Here is a 15,066-nt window from a genome sequence, read left to right as displayed (position 1 = left end):
CACTAGGTTCCGCGCCACCAAATATAAAAAGCCTGAAAAGCCTGGGGAGAGAAGATCACTCATGAAGCGCATGCGAAGACTGTTCGAAGCTCTCTATCGGGTCTACGAGCATTCGGGCTTCGCGATGGCTGGCGCGATCGCGTTTTCGTTCGTCGTTTCAATCTTCCCGTTTTGCATCTTTCTCGGCGCCCTCTCCGGTATCTTCGGAGGCCGCGAACTCGCGCAGGACGCCATCAATCAATTGTTTGCCATCCTGCCGGAGCCGGTCGCCAAAGGCATCGCCCCGCAGATCGAAGCGGTCATGGGATCGCAGCGGATCGACCTTCTGACGGCGTCGGCATTTCTGGCCCTCTTCTTCGCGACGAGCGCTGTTGAAACATTGCGCGCCGCTTTGAACGGCGCATACCGCGTCCGTGAGAAGCGCCCCTACGCGCTCTGCCTGCTGATCAGCATGCTCTTCGTATTCGTCAACGCGATATCGACGCTCGTGATCACCTGGTTTATCGTTGTCGGCCCAAGCATCTTCGGACCGGCCATCGTCGAAGACTTTTCCGCCGGATGGGTGAGAACGCTCATCGACTCGATCAGCTTTGGACCCGCGATTCGCTATTGCGTCGCCGGCGCCGTGATGGCGGCTCAGCTGCTTGCGCTCCATTTGTGGTTGGTGGCAGGCAAGCGGCGCGTCATGGACGTATTGCCCGGCATATTCCTGACGATCGCTCTCTGGCTCGCGCTCGCCGGGCTCTGGTCGTACTACATAAAAATCAGCAATTATTCGCTGTTTTACGCCGGTCTCTCGCAGCTGATGATCGCGCTGATCTTCTTCCAGTTCACCGCGATAACAATTCTTCTCGGCGCTGAATTCAATCGCGGCATACTGGAAATGAAACGCATGCGCCGTGAGGCGGCAGAGCGCGAGGCGCTGCGCCTCGGCACGATGAGCGGCACGTAAAGCGTGCCACCCCGAAAATCAGGAATTTTACGGGAAACAACGTCGTCCTCCCTCGCCTTTGACCGGCGAAGGAGGACGAAACGATTATTGTGGCTTCGGCCCAGCTTCGATGACGTCTTCCAGAGTCCGCAGACCCGTCGTCGGAGCCGATACCAGCACGGCCATGTTGCCCGGCTTGTGCTCGTTCCGATACATCCGCATGTGCGCCTTCGGAATCTGCTCCCACGAGAAAACTTCCGACATGCACGGATCGATGCGGCGCTCGACGACCAGCTTGTTGGCCTGCGATGCTTGGGCGAGGTTGGCAAAGTGCGAACCCTGCACGCGTTTCTGGTGCATCCAGAGGTAACGCGCATCCATCGTCAGGTTGTAGCCGGTCGTGCCAGCGCAAATGACGACCATGCCGCCGCGCTTCACGACCTGCACGGAAACCGGAATGGTCGTCTCACCGGGGTGTTCGAAGACACAGTCGACGTTGACGCCCTTGCCGGTGATCTCCCAGATCGCCTGGCCGAACTTGCGCATCTCCTTCAGCCACTCGTGATACTCGGGCGAGTTCACCTTCGGCAGCTGTCCCCAACAGTTGAACTTCTTGCGATTGATCACGCCCTTGGCGCCGAGCTGCTTCACGAAGTCGAACTTGTCGTCATCTGAAACGACGCCGATCGCGTTGGCGCCAGAGGTCGCGCAGAGCTGGATCGCGAAGGCGCCCAGGCCGCCGGCCGCACCCCACACGAGCACGTTATGGCCGGGCCTAAGCACGTGCGGACGATGGCCGAAGAGCATGCGGTAGGCTGTTGCGAGCGTCAGCGTATAGCAAGCGCTCTCTTCCCAGGTCAGATGCTTCGGCCGCTCGAGAAGCTGGCGGTCCTGCACGCGGCAGAATTGGGCGAACGAGCCATCCGGCGTCTCGTAACCCCAGATGCGCTGCGAGGGCGAGAACATCGGATCGCCGCCGTTGCACTCCTCATCGTCGCCGTCGTCCTGATTGCAGTGAACAACGACTTCGTCGCCGACCTTCCAGCGCTTCACCTTCGAGCCGACGGCCCAAACGATGCCGGACGCGTCCGAACCTGCGATGTGGTAAGGCTGCTTGTGGACGCTGAACATCGACACGGGAGTGCCGAGCGACGCCCAGACGCCGTTGTAGTTGACGCCGGCCGCCATCACGAGGACGAGCACGTCGTGGCTGTCGAGTTCCCACGTAGGAACGACTTCGACTTGCATGGCCGTCTCGGGCAGACCCTCACGCTCCTTGCGGATGGTCCAGGCATACATGTTCTTCGGGACGTGCCCGAGCGGCGGAATTTCTCCGATCTCGTAAAGATCTTTCTTGATGCCCGCCGCCGACTGAGCATCGGCCACGTCGCTTTTTGCTGCCAACTTCTGGCTCGACATTGGTGTTGCGTCTCCCGACCTTTTCCCCGCGACGAGGGCCGTTATGGCTCATCTTCTTCGCGTTTCTCCCCCAACTTCGCTTGGGGACCGCAGTATGAAGCACGTTTTTGCGCTGCAATGAAGAGGGTTAGGCCGCCGTTAATGCCGGCTCAATTCCTCTTTAACGAGAGAGGGTTATTGTTCCGGCTTCCTTTTCCTACCCGTTCGGGCAGTTGGGACGCGGCTCATGCAAGACCTCTTTTGGCAGCTTAAGAATACCGACTCCTTCACCATCTACACGACGCTCTTATTTGTCGCGATCGTTGCCTGGTTCATCCGCGAAATCATCGGTTCCTCGGGACTTGCCTTGAGCTCGGTCCCTTTGCTGATAATCGGCGGCTTGCTAGGCCCGGCGTTCTTCAACCGGCAAATGATCGCGCTTTCATACGATAAGAACGCCAACGCCGTCACTGCGACAGCATTGGGCATTCTCGCGATGCTCCTCGTTATCCTGCTGAGCAAGTGGCTTGTGACCCTCCTCAACGAACATCGCGTCAGCCGGATTAAGCCCGTCTCGATCCCGAGCCGCGCCCCCCGCTTGCGGCGCTAACCAACTGCCGTTCTACCGAGCCCTTCCCCAGTATCGCTGCGCCAAAGCGCGGCGAACTGCCGGTTTTGCCTTTTCACAGGCTTCAGCTACGGTAAATCCTTCCGCCAACACAATTAGAACCGAGCCCAGGGGCGCCCTTTCGATGTCGGACACCAAGACTCTCCACGCGAAAACCAAAGCGGCAAAAACCCCGCGTGACAAACCCTGGCTGATCCGCACCTACGCCGGCCACTCGACGGCGCAAAAGTCGAACGAGCTTTACAAGAAAAACCTCGCGAAGGGGCAGACCGGCCTCTCGATCGCCTTCGATCTGCCGACCCAGACGGGCTACGATTCAGATCACGAGCTTGCCCGTGGCGAAGTCGGAAAGGTCGGCGTCCCGGTTTCCCACATCGGGGATATGCTCACCCTGCTCGACGGCATTCCGCTCGACCAGATGAATACGTCGATGACGATCAACGCGACGGCCGCCTGGCTCCTCTCGCTTTATATCGCCGTCGCCGACCAGACTGGTGCGTCACGCGACAAGCTCACCGGCACAATTCAGAACGACATCATCAAGGAATACCTGTCGCGCGGCACCTACGTATTCCCGCCTGAGCCGTCGCTCCGACTGATCAAGGACACGATCGTCTTTTCGACCCGGAACGTTCCGAAGTGGAATCCGACGAACGTCTGCTCTTACCACTTGCAGGAAGCGGGTGCGACGCCGGTTCAGGAACTCGCATACGCGCTCGCAACGTCCATCGCCGTTCTCGACACCGTAAAAACCTCGGGCGAAGTACCGCCGGAAGAGTTCGGCAACGTCGTCGGCCGCATTTCCTTCTTCGTCAATGCGGGCATGCGCTTCGTCACCGAGATGTGCAAAATGCGCGCATTCGGCGAGCTTTGGGATGAGATCACGCGCGAACGCTACGGCGTGACGGACGCGAAGCACCGGATGTTCCGCTACGGCGTGCAGGTCAACTCACTCGGCCTGACCGAGCCTCAAGCCGAAAACAACGTCTATCGCATTCTCATCGAGATGCTGGCCGTAACCCTGTCGAAAAATGCGCGCGCCCGTGCAGTGCAGCTGCCCGCCTGGAACGAGGCGCTTGGCCTGCCGCGGCCGTGGGATCAGCAGTGGTCGCTCCGCATGCAGCAGATCGTCGCCTACGAAACGGACTTGCTCGAGTACGGCGATATCTTCGACGGCTCCGTCGAGGTCGCGAAAAAGGTCGCGGCGCTGAAGGAAGAAGCCAAGGCCGAACTCGCGACCATCGAGAAAATGGGCGGTGCCATCGCTTCGATCGACTACATGAAGCGCCGCCTCGTCGAGAGCAACACATCGAGGCTGTCCGAGATCGAGAGCGGCGATCTGGTCGTCGTCGGCGTCAACAAATTCACCGAGACCGAGCCGTCCCCGCTGTCGGGCGGCACCGACGCGATTATGGTCGTCGATCCGGCGGTTGAAGCCGAGCAGATCGGCAGGCTGAAGGCCTGGCGCGAAAGCCGCGATTCCAAAAAGGCCGCCGCAGCCCTCGCCGAAGTCGAGCGCGCCGCGAAAGAAGGCCGCAACATCATGGATAGCTCCATCGAGGCCGCCAAAGCCGGTGTCACGACCGGCGAATGGGGCACGGCGCTGCGCAAAATCTTCGGAGAGTATCGCGCGCCGACGGGCGTCGCCCAGGCTGCGGTCGCCCGCGACAGCACACAGCTGGAGACGGTACGCGCCAGCGTCAACGAAGTGTCCGACCGCCTCGGCCGGCGTATCAAGTTCCTCGTCGGCAAGCCGGGCCTCGACGGCCATTCCAACGGCGCCGAGCAGATCGCCGTCCGCGCGCGGGATGCCGGCATGGAGGTCGTCTATGAAGGCATCCGCCTGACGCCCGGCCAGATCGTACGCGCGGCCGTCGATGAAGGTGTCCACGTCGTCGGCTTGTCGATCCTGTCGGGCTCTCACGTGCCGCTCGTGAAGGACGTGATGGAGCGGATGCGCAAGGAAGGGCTCGATGACGTTCCCGTCGTCGTCGGCGGCATCATCCCGCCTGAGGACGCCAAGACGTTGAAAGCCTTCGGGGTCGCAGCCGTCTACACGCCCAAGGACTTCCAGCTGAACGACATCATGGCCGACATCGTGAAGCTCGTGGACCGCTACGCCAAGGCAGCCTGAGGGTAGGAGGCACCCCGGACGATGGCTTGCAAGCGTCGGCCGGATCTCGTTACGCTTGGCCGATGAAAACCTGGGTCGTCTTATTCCTTCTGTTGCTCGCCGCGGGCATCGCCTGGGGCGTCGCACGTGATGTCTTCTCCCGTGTGCAGGGAACCGTCGTCGGCACCGTCACCGCCGTCGATTTCGGCAACCCCCTTCCGAAATGGTATCCTCCGACGCCCCCGCACTACACGGCGCGCCTTCCGGATGGCAGCCTGGTCACGGTCTCCGCAAGAATCCCGCTGAACATACCGGTCGGAGGCGCCATAACCATCACGGAACTGGTGACACCCTGGGGACAGGTCTGGTACAGGCAGCGCGACTAGGGGAGGGCGGCCTTTGCGGGAAGAAACTCGAAAGCGGCTCGAAAGAGCACTCTGGATTGACCGCGCGAAAAAGCTCGGCATCGCCCTCGCGGTCGTCGCTGCGATAGGGCTGGCATTCGGCTACGAAACGCTCGATCTCTCCGTTTCGAACTCAGATGTCCAGGGAACCGTGACCGACATCGAGCCCCTGGTCTCCAAGCAGAACGCGGCCGATGGCGAAAACGTCATCGTCAAGCTCGACGCAGGACAGCTCGTCCGGGTGCTCGCCTATAAGTCGCGCGGCATCAAGATCGGCGACCATATCCAGGTCGTAGAGCACCACCATGCAACGGGCCGCGTCACTCATACCCTCAAATAATGTCTTCGCGCGTTGACGCGGCCGCCTAGGCCGTTATATGTCGCCGCTTCGCCCGGTTATCCGGGTGCATGCCTCAGTGGCGGAACGGTAGACGCGGCAGACTCAAAATCTGCTATCTGCAAGGGTGTGGGGGTTCGAGTCCCTCCTGGGGCACCATCCGAATTTCATCATCAAGAATTCACGTAGTTAGGGGGACGGTCCGGCCCTAACTATGGAGAGGCCGTGGCCTCGATTATGTTGCTCGCCGCAGGCGCCCTGGCAAACCGCGATCTTCGGAGCCGAAAACATGGGGCTCCGAAGATGCGGCCAGCTCCCCCTAGTGAACGATCTCGCCGTGGAGCGTCAAATCGAGACCCTCGCGCTCGACATCCTGGGCGACGCGCAGACCGATCGTCCAATCGATAAGCTTCAGGATGATGAAGGTAACGATCACGTCGTAGACCAAAACGATCGATATACCGGCCGCCTGATTGATCACCTGATGCGGATTGCCTTCGATCCAGCCCGGCGTACCGCCATATTCGGATATCGCGAAAACGCCTGTCAGCAGCGCGCCGACGATGCCGCCGACCCCGTGCACACCGAACGCATCGAGCGCATCGTCGTAACCGAACATGTGCTTGAGGCCGGTCGTACCCCAATAGCAGAAGACGCCCGCGGCAATACCGATCACCAAGGCGCCGATCGGTCCGACGAAACCCGACGCCGGCGTGATCGCGACGAGCCCCGCGACGGCGCCCGAGCAAATGCCGACCACCGTCGGCTTTTGCCGCATCGACCACTCGACAAGCATCCACGTAAGGGCGGCTATCGCGGTCGCAAGCTGCGTGACGAGCATGGCCATGCCGGCTTGAACGTTAGCCGTCACCGCCGAACCGGCGTTGAATCCAAACCAGCCGACCCACAGCAGTGATGCCCCGATGAAGGTCAGGACGATATTGTGCGCAGGACCGCTGTCCTTCCGGGCCCCAAGCACAAGGCAGGCGATCAGCCCGGCCGTACCCGAGTTGATGTGAACGACCGTGCCGCCGGCAAAGTCGAGAACCTTGAACCACGCCTGATCGTTGCCTGCATTCAAAATACCGCCCGGACCCCAGACCCAGTGCGCGATCGGCGCATAGACGACGGTCGCCCACAAGGCGATGAACCAAAGCATCGCCGAGAACTTCATGCGCTCCGCGAAGGCGCCCGCAATCAACGCCGGCGTGATGATCGCGAACGTCATCTGGAAGCAAATGTAAACAGTCTCAGGAATCGTTGGCGCAAGCGGACTTGGATTGGTCGTGCCCGTCGCGATATCGCTCAATATCCCTTGCAGAAATGCTCGATCGAGTCCCCCAATGAACGGCGTCCCCCCGCGGAACGCTAAGCTGTAGTTGAAAGCTGCCCACAGGACCGTGACCAGACACGTGATCGCGAACGACGTCATCACGGTGTCGCCGACGTTTTTCTTGCGCACCATGCCGCCGTAAAACAGCCCGAGGCCAGGGACGGTCATCATCAGGACGAGCGCAACCGAAGTCAGCATCCATGCGGTGTCGCCGCTATTCACCGTGCACTTCTCCTGCGTCTTCGCATCGCAAGCTGGAGGCGCGGGCGGGGCGGGAGGGGCAGCAGCGGGCGTCGCGGCGGCTGCGGGCGCGGTGTCCTGCGCGACCGACAACGACGATGCGAAGCAACTGACAAAGCTTGCCACGAACAGCGCAAGGGCAATGCTACGAAATATTTTAGCGGTCGATGGAATTTTGCCCTTCGTGAATTCCGCGAAGGGAATGTTGGAATGCAGCATCGCCTAAATCTCCCTGATCGAATTCGAAAATGGGATTGAAATTGTCGACAAGTATTTCTTCCGTGATCCATTCATCCGCATGCGTATTAACGCGTGAAAATTCACTCCCCGGAAGCTGGCGAGGAACGGCGAGTAGCGTCGAGAGAAAATTGGAGTTGGAGTTTTCGAGAAAATCCCGACTTCGAAAAACGATCACATCCGCAACGTCGATCGAGATCGGCGCTTCGCGCAACTCAGGACGCTTGAACGGCCATAGAGCAGCTGTGATCGGTTTCATGTGCCCCCGATTCAATGTCGTGGAGGCGGCCGAACCCCGTGTGAAATGACTGAGGGTCCGACGAGAAGTGAAACAAAAATCGTGCCAGACTGACCAAAATATAGCCAAGGCCTTGAAAGTATGCGCAATGACCGTTCAGGCGGCCATCAAGTCTTTGCGCTGCACACGGATCACTTGCCCGAAACCTGTGCACCAAGCTACGAAACTGCAAAGATGTTGATCATTGCACTCACGACATTTCTTAGCGGCCCGCCACCGGTGGCCGCCTGTCAGATCGTAAGTCGCGATTCGCCACAGCGATGGGGAGAGCCCCTACCCCCCGCGGCATCAATTGCGCGAACTTGCACAGAGCCGCGCCCCGCTGAATGGGCAGTCGAACAAGCAAGACACCGCAATCATTCGTTACCGGCAAAGCCTGGTCGGTGGGCCAGCCCGGTCGGGGAAAATCGGAACCGAATGGCGCCCATTTCGTTCCCCCTTCGAAGCAATTTGGAGGAAACAATATGTCATATGAAGATCCTCGCACAGGCCGGGAGCGCAATCTCGGCCAAGACGACGTAGCAAATTCGACGGGATCATGGATTGCCGGCCTTCTCGTGGTCGCGGCTATCGCACTAGGTGGTTGGTATTACTACAATCACACCCAGAGAGTTGCCGACGTAAATCATCCCACGACGAACGCGGCGACTGACACCACGAAGCCCTCGACACCTGCTGATACCAGCTCACCGTCGACAGGCGCTTCGACAGGCACCAGCGGCACCAGCCCGAACACCGACACGAGCGTGAAGGCCCCCGCACCGGCAGCCCCGAAGCCGTAAAGCCGTAAAACACCGAAACGAGAAAGGACCCGTCCTCCGGAGAGGCGGGTCCTTTTTTATGTCCGAATTCGACCCGGCGTCATCGCAACCATCAGCGAGCCCAGGCAACGGAAGTCTCGTGAGCAAGTGCACAAAACCCAAGTCGCCGCCCCGCTGGATCGATAAAAAATTCAAGGCCGACCCAACTTGACTATTGCTTGTCTCTCTAAGAACGCCGTAATTGCTACGTATAAAGATTAATATTGCAGCTTCAACCGCGCGATCGGCTGGCGGCCCCCTTCCGACTGTCTTCCAGATCGAATTATTAGCCCCAAGAGCAAGATGCTCCGGGATCACCTCGTGCGTCAGTCCAGGCAGAAAGATGAAGCTCTATCCGAACGAACGAACCCTTCTCCTGATTGACGGGGCGAGTTTTCACGCGTCAGCGAGATCATTGGGATTTGACATCGACTACCGGCGCCTCCTGGACCTCTTCCGAAGCAAGGTTCAATTGTTGAGAGCGCATTACTATACAGCCATCCCCGACGACCCCGAATACTTCGCAATGCGCCCCTTGGTCGACTGGCTCGATTACAACGGCTATTCCGTCATCACCAAGCCGATGAAGGAATTCACCGACGCATCGGGTCGAAAGAAGTTCAAGGCGAATATGGACGTCGAGTTAGCCGTCGACGCAATGCGAATGGCCAATCAACTCGATCACATGATCATCTTTTCGGGCGATGGAGATCTTCGCAGCCTCGTCGCCGCGCTCCAGGAGTTGGGAAAGCGCGTCACCGTCGTCTCCACCCTCGAGACGGACCCACCCATGATCTCCGATGAACTGCGCCGGCAAGCCGATCATTTCATTGATTTGGCCGACCTGGAAAATGAGATCAATCGCACATATGCCGATGCGCTGAAGAAACCCGCCTGCAATAAACGCGACTCCGCGGAGAAGCGCGACCTGGCCAAAATGGACGAGAACGAAAAGTAAATCCCGCTCGTCATGCTGCTTCGCCGCTAGAATTTGATCGCGGCGGTCACGCTTAAAATATCGCCTTGAAACCGATTGGTCGCGTCGACTTCGTGCAGCCACTTTCCGACGATTTTGCCCGGAATGCCGAGAGAGGTCGTATTCCAGAGAACCGCAGGCCCGATGGCCGCGGATGAGCTGCGGATTTTCGGCGCCCCGGCGCCGCTGTCATCGGTAAATTGCGAATAAACGTAGCCGTGCAAGCCAATCGCAAAATCCTGCGAGAGATACCGATTGAGCATGCCGTCCAGATGGAACTCATTGCCCGTCCGGTAATCCGTCGCGGTATTCCGAGTGTTGAACATGAGGCCGGGTACGAGCGAAATCTCATACCCCTGCTTTTGATCGAGCCAAGTCAACGCAAGCACGGAATCGAAGCTGTAGTAATTCCGACTTGAGTTCAGCGCCGCGCCGCGATCGTAAGGGCCTGTCGGCATGATCACCGCTTGATAGGCGCTCACATATAGATTGCCGGACGACCAGTAGAGAATGAGCGGCGAGACACTCGTGTCGCCGCGATTTGAGACGCTCGCATCGAGGCTGAACGGCGGAGGCTTCGCTTCGAGGTTGGCATCGAGGAAAGTCGTATACGACCCGAACGCGACGGTGGCGCCGAAAAGCTTGTAATCGGTGACGTATTGAAATCCGCCGAGATAGAGCATGGCGCTGGCGGACACCGTGTTCGGAACCGCGGGGCCCTTCAGCTTCGCTTGGTAGCTATAGGCTGTTCCGTAGACGTAGAGACCTTTGGGTGGCGCGACCGCCACCGCAAAGTCTCCGTAGTAGCCGGGAACATAGTTGGTAAGCCCGCCTTCGGCCGCGTGCACGTCCGCGACGTGGAGCGATGCGAATGCGAACGCGACCGTCGCAGCGGCAGCCGCCTTACGCCCTAATCCCACCCCTAAGCCACCATTGCCAAACAATTCGCCACGCCTCGCTTTCAAAGCAACAGACGCTCAATAGTCGATCAATCCGAGGTAGAGAGCGCGGACCGCAGCATGCGTTTTATTCGATGCGCCAAGCTTGCGCATGGCGTTCCGCAAATGACTTTTGATCGTCTCTTCACTGAGACCGAGGATTTCCGCTGTTTCCCCGACCGTCTTCCCCCGGCCGGCCCACGCAAGCGCGTCGCGTTCGCGATCGCTCAGCGGCACGCTGGCCACCGACTCGGGCGCCAGCAAGCGATTGGGATCGTCTCTGTGTTTTTCGGCAATCAAATCGACAGCGCGCTGAACCCAATAGACCAGCACCACATGAAGATCGATCTTCTTGCGCATGAGCATGAAGCGGAAGCGGCTGATCGTGTCCTTCCAATAGAAGGAACAGAGGCTCGAATTCATTCGGCCTAAGCGGTCTCGGTAGTGAAAGGGAACTACGACACCGTTATTGAATCCGTGATCCCGCGCGGCTTCCATAATTTTGTATGCGCCGGGCTTTGGCCCGCTCGGCACACTCGGCAGCGGCACCTCATCCCAAGAAAATGGCGTATTGGTCCGTCGCGCAAATTTCACGCAATGATCGACATGGACAAACTTGTTCGACTTGTAGTCGCTCTCCCAAGCGGCGCCCGTCGTGCCCATGTAGAACGGCACATCCTGGTGCGGATTCCCGACATCAAGAAAATTGAATGACGAAAACCCATAGTCCTCTGCAATTTTCTGCAGCGTGTCTCTGAGTTCGTCGAGGTCGCTTGAAGCTTCGACCGCGGATATCGCCTCTTCAACCGTCATTTTACCGACTCTCCCCCATTCAGGGGATTTCCCAAGCAAGCCATCTCGCGAAAAACTTCCCTATCGGAAAACACCAGCACACCAAGTGCCGATGAGGTCGAAAACTTTGCGCACAGCAGTGGCCATGAGTACCCAAAGACCGAGACTGGTTGCGAAACTTTGCAATGTCCAGAGCAATTCGGCACTCGTGACCGAATTTCAGGAGTTTCGAAGGAAACTCTTTGTCGACACCCTGCAATGGGACTTACCGGTATTCGGAAATCTTGAAATCGATCAATTCGACGGCGCCACCGCGACCTATTGCGCCATCTATGCCGACGGCAAGCTGATCAGCGGATTCCGGGCTATTCGCTGCGATCACGAATATCTGGCCCTGTCGGTATTCCCGCAACTCGCCACCGAGCGCCCGTATCCGAGACAGCCGGATATGTGGGAAATTAGCCGTCTGGGCGTCAATCCGCCGGACCTGAATATCGCCGGCGTGACCTATGCGGTGATGCTTCACCTTGCGCGGCTGCGCGGCGCCAAAGCCTTGGTCGCTCTCGTCGACCTCTGTCACGAACGGTTGCTCAGACAAATCGGCATCAAGACCCGCCGCTACGGGTCTCCCCAGTACATCGGTAACGATCGAAAAGGCCGGCGCCTCACCGCAGTCGCCGGCGAAATCCCAATCCAAGAGCAGGGCGGCGAAGCCTACGAAGCGCTCATGGACCTCCTCCAAACAGTTGAGATTGTCGATGAAACATTGGTTCTCAGACCTGAGGTCGTTCAATCGGGATCCGCTCAAGTTCTTCCTGACCCAAGCGGAATCGGCGATCGATCCGCTGGTGAGGCTCCATCTTGGGCCAAAGCCAGTATGGCTGGTAACCGATCCTGATCTCGTCAGGCATCTGCTCAAGGCCGACGAGATCCTCGTCGACAAGGGGCGGTTCGTCGGCAAGCTTCGTCCGGTCGTCGGCCAGAGCACGCTGACGCTCAACGGCGAAGAAAATCGCAAGCGCCGCGCGGTTCTTCATTCGGTTTTCGCGAAAGGCGTCGCGCAGCGATTTGTTCCTGAGATGTCGGCCGCCATCCGCGAGGCCGCCGTTTCCGCTTCGAGGGAATCGGAGGTTTCCGCCCACGAGCTGACCGCACCGTTGGCGCTACGCATGATTTGCATCGCCATGTTCGGCAAGGACGTGCTTTCGCGCGGGGACGAACGAGCGATCGTCGAGGCGGTTCGCCTTGTCGAATCCGATCTCGCGGACGATCTGTTTCGCGTTTTGCCGCTTCCGCCTTGGAAGGCCGCCGCCCGCCGCCGCAAGCGGGAATTGGCGAGGAGAATGATTGATGCCGTTGTCGCGAGGGTCCGCGCCCGCGCAGCATCTTCGACCGCCGTCGGCGCGTTGATCGCGCTTGGGCTGTCCGACATCGAGATACGCGACGAAATCGTGACGATGCTGCTCGCCGGACATCACACGACAGGCTCGGCCGCGGCATGGATCATGTATTATCTGGGCACGGTGCCCGGCCTCGCCGAAGAGCTGGCCGCCGAAGCCGAAGCCTCCTCCGACGACACGGGCGAGTTGCGGCCAGAAATTCTCCCGCGCGCCTCAAAGAGTCTGGCGTTCGTGCGGGAAGTTTTGCGGCTTTACCCGTCGGCTCACTGGTTCTCGCGCGACGTCAGAACCGACATCACCGTCCGGAACATACCTTTGAAGGCGGGCGACGCGTTGATCTTCTGCCCCTGGCAATTGCACCGCGACGAGCATTATTGGGTCAATCCCGACAAATTCGACCTGACGCGAAACTTCACGGGAAAAGCCTACCTCCCGTTCGGAGCCGGTCCGCGCGTTTGCATCGGTATGGGATTGGCGAACCTCGAATTGCAGCTGCTAGCCTTGGAAATGGCAGCAGCGTTTTCGATCACGATCAAAAGCGCCGTGCCGGCGCCATTGCCGACACCGTCGGTCACACTCATCCCGCCGGATATCCAATTGTCGCTCAAGGTTCGCGAGCCGCGCGAACGAAGCATCATTCTCCCGCGGGAGCGGGAGCTAGAGCTAGTGCCAATGCCGGTCCGTGCAGCATCCTGAAATAAGAAAAGTCACATCAATGGAACGCCCGTTTTTCTTCGAACACGACCAGCCCGACGAATTGGTTGTGAACCTGTGCCGGATCGTGGACGCAATCCGCGAGGCAATGGATACCTCCCAGCGCCGCCAGCAAAGCAATGTCACGGCAGAACTCGCCATGCGGCTTCGGCAATTCGCCGATCTCATCGACCGTCTGCCGCCAGCCGACTAATCGACGGGGTCGGCGAGGATCCCGAAAATGTCCGTCAGCCGGACTTTCAGAGCTTTTGCAATTTCATGGAGCTCGGTCGTCTTGAACCGGACCTCGCCGAGCTCTCGGCTTGCATAGTCACCGACATCCATTCCGGAAACGCGGGCCATGTACTCGGCCGAAATCCCCGACGCATGTCGAAAAAGACGGATACGTTGGCCGATGAGGGAATCGACCCTGCGATACCCTCCTCCCAAACGAGGCATAAGCGTGTAGCCCCCTGCTTATGAATTGCTCCGCCCGATCAAGAGACCTTACCCGGGACGGTTGAACCGCTCCCGAATAATACCTCGAAGGCATCGGATCGCAATAGAACGCGCCCCACCATCTCGGCGCACGTGAGGCTCATGACGCCAACCGCCGGATGAAGAAATTCTCGCAAATTTGCAAAGCGACTTGTGCTCAATTCCGACCGAGGAGAATGCGGGAAGAACCTGCGCGATGTGATGTATAGACGCCGCAACTTCACTGAAATCGGCGGTATCCGTCTCATTTATCATCCCCAGGGCTCGCGAGAGCGTGGCACGGTTGGAGCGCGATCTCGCAATCACTGGGAGTGAATTCAATGCGCAAGATTTCCGGGTTGACGCTCGCGCTTCTCGCCGCCGCAACCTTCGCTTCGGCCACAGCCGACGCCAAGGAATGCTTCAAAAAGGCTTCGCTGGGATCATCCCCCCTCGGCGAAACCAACGCAAAATTCCTGGCCGATGAATCTCTTCTTCAGCAGACGGACATGGGAGTGTTTATGGTCTGGATGACCGGCGGCGGCACCCCAGGCTATAGCTTCGGCCCGCGCAAATACCACTGCACACAAGACGGCGTGATGTCGACCTGTCACGCACAGGCGACCATCTGCAAGATGTAAGGCGGACAATCGTTCGACGGCGGGGCGGCGGCGGGACTGCCCCTTCCTCCCCCTCATGTTTCATGCCCACACTGAATCTGCGCTGATCGTGCCTTCAATCCCGATCTGAAACCCTGATCTCGTTTCGCGTTCGCGATTGCCGTCCGAGCGACACGTTCATTGCTTCGTCCTTACGCGCCGCCCCGTGCTCCACTCCCGCACGAGGATGTGATGTTCGCTGCGGCCCGTCCAAAGCTCCGAGCAATTCGTTGAAGCGGGAGGCATCGGCCTCCGCCTGCGTACGGTGCAGAAATTCCGAAATCGGCGACTCCTCCGCGCAAATCGAGATGCAAAATACCAAAATTCCAACGACGACCAGGCCGGCGATGATCGCAGCGGCGTCGCTTAACGAGAATGGATCAGTTGTTGCGGCTCGGATCATCATGGGGCT

The 15,066-nt window shown here is 59.2% G+C and carries 18 protein-coding genes and 1 tRNA gene; 12 read left to right on the top strand and 7 right to left on the bottom strand.

The window, feature by feature from the left end; translation table 11 throughout:
• Positions 1-61 precede the first annotated feature (61 nt).
• Complete coding sequence (locus tag K2Q04_RS06915) at positions 62-952, top strand: YihY/virulence factor BrkB family protein (protein WP_291161099.1); 891 nt, start codon at positions 62-64, stop codon at positions 950-952.
• 84 nt (positions 953-1,036) lie between these two features.
• Here the strand turns inward: K2Q04_RS06915 and ccrA are convergent, their stop codons facing one another.
• Positions 1,037-2,350, bottom strand: a complete 1,314-nt coding sequence (gene ccrA / locus K2Q04_RS06910; protein WP_291161096.1) for a crotonyl-CoA carboxylase/reductase — start codon at positions 2,348-2,350, stop codon at positions 1,037-1,039.
• 226 nt (positions 2,351-2,576) lie between these two features.
• Here ccrA and K2Q04_RS06905 point away from each other — a divergent pair, with 226 nt between their 5' ends.
• The 5 genes from K2Q04_RS06905 to K2Q04_RS06885 all read left to right on the top strand — a co-directional run bounded on the left by K2Q04_RS06905 (position 2,577) and on the right by K2Q04_RS06885 (position 5,970).
• Complete coding sequence (locus K2Q04_RS06905) at positions 2,577-2,939, top strand: hypothetical protein (RefSeq protein WP_291161093.1); 363 nt, start codon at positions 2,577-2,579, stop codon at positions 2,937-2,939.
• 142 nt (positions 2,940-3,081) lie between these two features.
• The gene (locus K2Q04_RS06900; RefSeq protein ID WP_291161090.1) at positions 3,082-5,091 is read left to right on the top strand and encodes a protein meaA; all 2,010 of its coding nucleotides are present in this window, start codon (positions 3,082-3,084) and stop codon (positions 5,089-5,091) included.
• Positions 5,092-5,153: 62 nt separating this feature from the next.
• The gene (locus K2Q04_RS06895) at positions 5,154-5,456 is read left to right on the top strand and encodes a hypothetical protein (protein ID WP_291161087.1); all 303 of its coding nucleotides are present in this window, start codon (positions 5,154-5,156) and stop codon (positions 5,454-5,456) included.
• A gap of 13 nt (positions 5,457-5,469) precedes the next feature.
• Positions 5,470-5,814, top strand: a complete 345-nt coding sequence (locus K2Q04_RS06890; RefSeq protein WP_092862681.1) for a hypothetical protein — start codon at positions 5,470-5,472, stop codon at positions 5,812-5,814.
• A gap of 70 nt (positions 5,815-5,884) precedes the next feature.
• A tRNA-Leu gene (locus K2Q04_RS06885) sits at positions 5,885-5,970 on the top strand.
• Between the two features lie 160 nt (positions 5,971-6,130).
• Here K2Q04_RS06885 and K2Q04_RS06880 read toward each other — a convergent pair.
• The gene (locus K2Q04_RS06880; protein WP_291161081.1) at positions 6,131-7,603 is read right to left on the bottom strand and encodes an ammonium transporter; all 1,473 of its coding nucleotides are present in this window, start codon (positions 7,601-7,603) and stop codon (positions 6,131-6,133) included.
• The gene (locus tag K2Q04_RS06875; RefSeq protein WP_291161078.1) at positions 7,542-7,880 is read right to left on the bottom strand and encodes a hypothetical protein; all 339 of its coding nucleotides are present in this window, start codon (positions 7,878-7,880) and stop codon (positions 7,542-7,544) included. The genes K2Q04_RS06880 and K2Q04_RS06875 overlap by 62 nt, the downstream gene beginning before the upstream one ends.
• A gap of 503 nt (positions 7,881-8,383) precedes the next feature.
• Here K2Q04_RS06875 and K2Q04_RS06870 point away from each other — a divergent pair.
• Both K2Q04_RS06870 and K2Q04_RS06865 read left to right on the top strand, forming a co-directional pair.
• Positions 8,384-8,701 carry a hypothetical protein gene (locus K2Q04_RS06870; RefSeq protein ID WP_291161076.1) on the top strand — a complete coding sequence of 106 codons (318 nt, stop codon included), beginning with the start codon at positions 8,384-8,386 and terminating at the stop codon, positions 8,699-8,701.
• A gap of 361 nt (positions 8,702-9,062) precedes the next feature.
• Positions 9,063-9,677, top strand: a complete 615-nt coding sequence (locus K2Q04_RS06865; protein WP_291161074.1) for an NYN domain-containing protein — start codon at positions 9,063-9,065, stop codon at positions 9,675-9,677.
• Positions 9,678-9,703: 26 nt separating this feature from the next.
• On the opposite strand, the gene K2Q04_RS06860 is transcribed toward K2Q04_RS06865, so the two are convergent.
• Complete coding sequence (locus K2Q04_RS06860) at positions 9,704-10,639, bottom strand: transporter (protein ID WP_291161071.1); 936 nt, start codon at positions 10,637-10,639, stop codon at positions 9,704-9,706.
• 33 nt (positions 10,640-10,672) lie between these two features.
• Entirely contained in the window at positions 10,673-11,446 is a 774-nt protein-coding gene (locus K2Q04_RS06855) for an autoinducer binding domain-containing protein (protein WP_291161069.1), read from the bottom strand.
• A 124-nt stretch (positions 11,447-11,570) separates the two neighbouring features.
• Between K2Q04_RS06855 and K2Q04_RS06850 the strand changes: the two genes are divergently transcribed.
• The 3 genes from K2Q04_RS06850 to K2Q04_RS06840 are packed head-to-tail and all read left to right on the top strand — an operon-like array spanning position 11,571 to position 13,732.
• Entirely contained in the window at positions 11,571-12,323 is a 753-nt protein-coding gene (locus tag K2Q04_RS06850; RefSeq protein WP_291161066.1) for an acyl-homoserine-lactone synthase, read from the top strand.
• Positions 12,274-13,521, top strand: a complete 1,248-nt coding sequence (locus tag K2Q04_RS06845) for a cytochrome P450 (RefSeq protein WP_291161757.1) — start codon at positions 12,274-12,276, stop codon at positions 13,519-13,521. The genes K2Q04_RS06850 and K2Q04_RS06845 overlap by 50 nt, the downstream gene beginning before the upstream one ends.
• 19 nt (positions 13,522-13,540) lie before the next feature.
• Positions 13,541-13,732 carry a hypothetical protein gene (locus K2Q04_RS06840; protein ID WP_291161063.1) on the top strand — a complete coding sequence of 64 codons (192 nt, stop codon included), beginning with the start codon at positions 13,541-13,543 and terminating at the stop codon, positions 13,730-13,732.
• Here the strand turns inward: K2Q04_RS06840 and K2Q04_RS06835 are convergent.
• The gene (locus K2Q04_RS06835; RefSeq protein ID WP_291161061.1) at positions 13,729-13,881 is read right to left on the bottom strand and encodes a hypothetical protein; all 153 of its coding nucleotides are present in this window, start codon (positions 13,879-13,881) and stop codon (positions 13,729-13,731) included. The two genes, K2Q04_RS06840 and K2Q04_RS06835, sit on opposite strands and share 4 nt — an antisense overlap.
• 455 nt (positions 13,882-14,336) lie before the next feature.
• On the opposite strand from K2Q04_RS06835, the gene K2Q04_RS06830 reads away from it, so the two are divergent.
• Entirely contained in the window at positions 14,337-14,636 is a 300-nt protein-coding gene (locus tag K2Q04_RS06830) for a hypothetical protein (protein ID WP_291161058.1), read from the top strand.
• A gap of 94 nt (positions 14,637-14,730) precedes the next feature.
• Here K2Q04_RS06830 and K2Q04_RS06825 read toward each other — a convergent pair whose 3' ends face one another.
• Positions 14,731-15,060: a hypothetical protein gene (locus K2Q04_RS06825; protein ID WP_291161056.1), complete on the bottom strand. Its 330-nt coding sequence runs from the start codon at positions 15,058-15,060 to the stop codon at positions 14,731-14,733.
• Between the last annotated feature and the right edge of the window lie 6 nt (positions 15,061-15,066).

Source organism: Hyphomicrobium sp. (genome assembly GCF_019753045.1).
In the GTDB taxonomy this organism is placed as follows: domain Bacteria; phylum Pseudomonadota; class Alphaproteobacteria; order Rhizobiales; family Hyphomicrobiaceae; genus Hyphomicrobium_B.
This window is presented reverse-complemented; position numbering and strand designations above follow the sequence as displayed.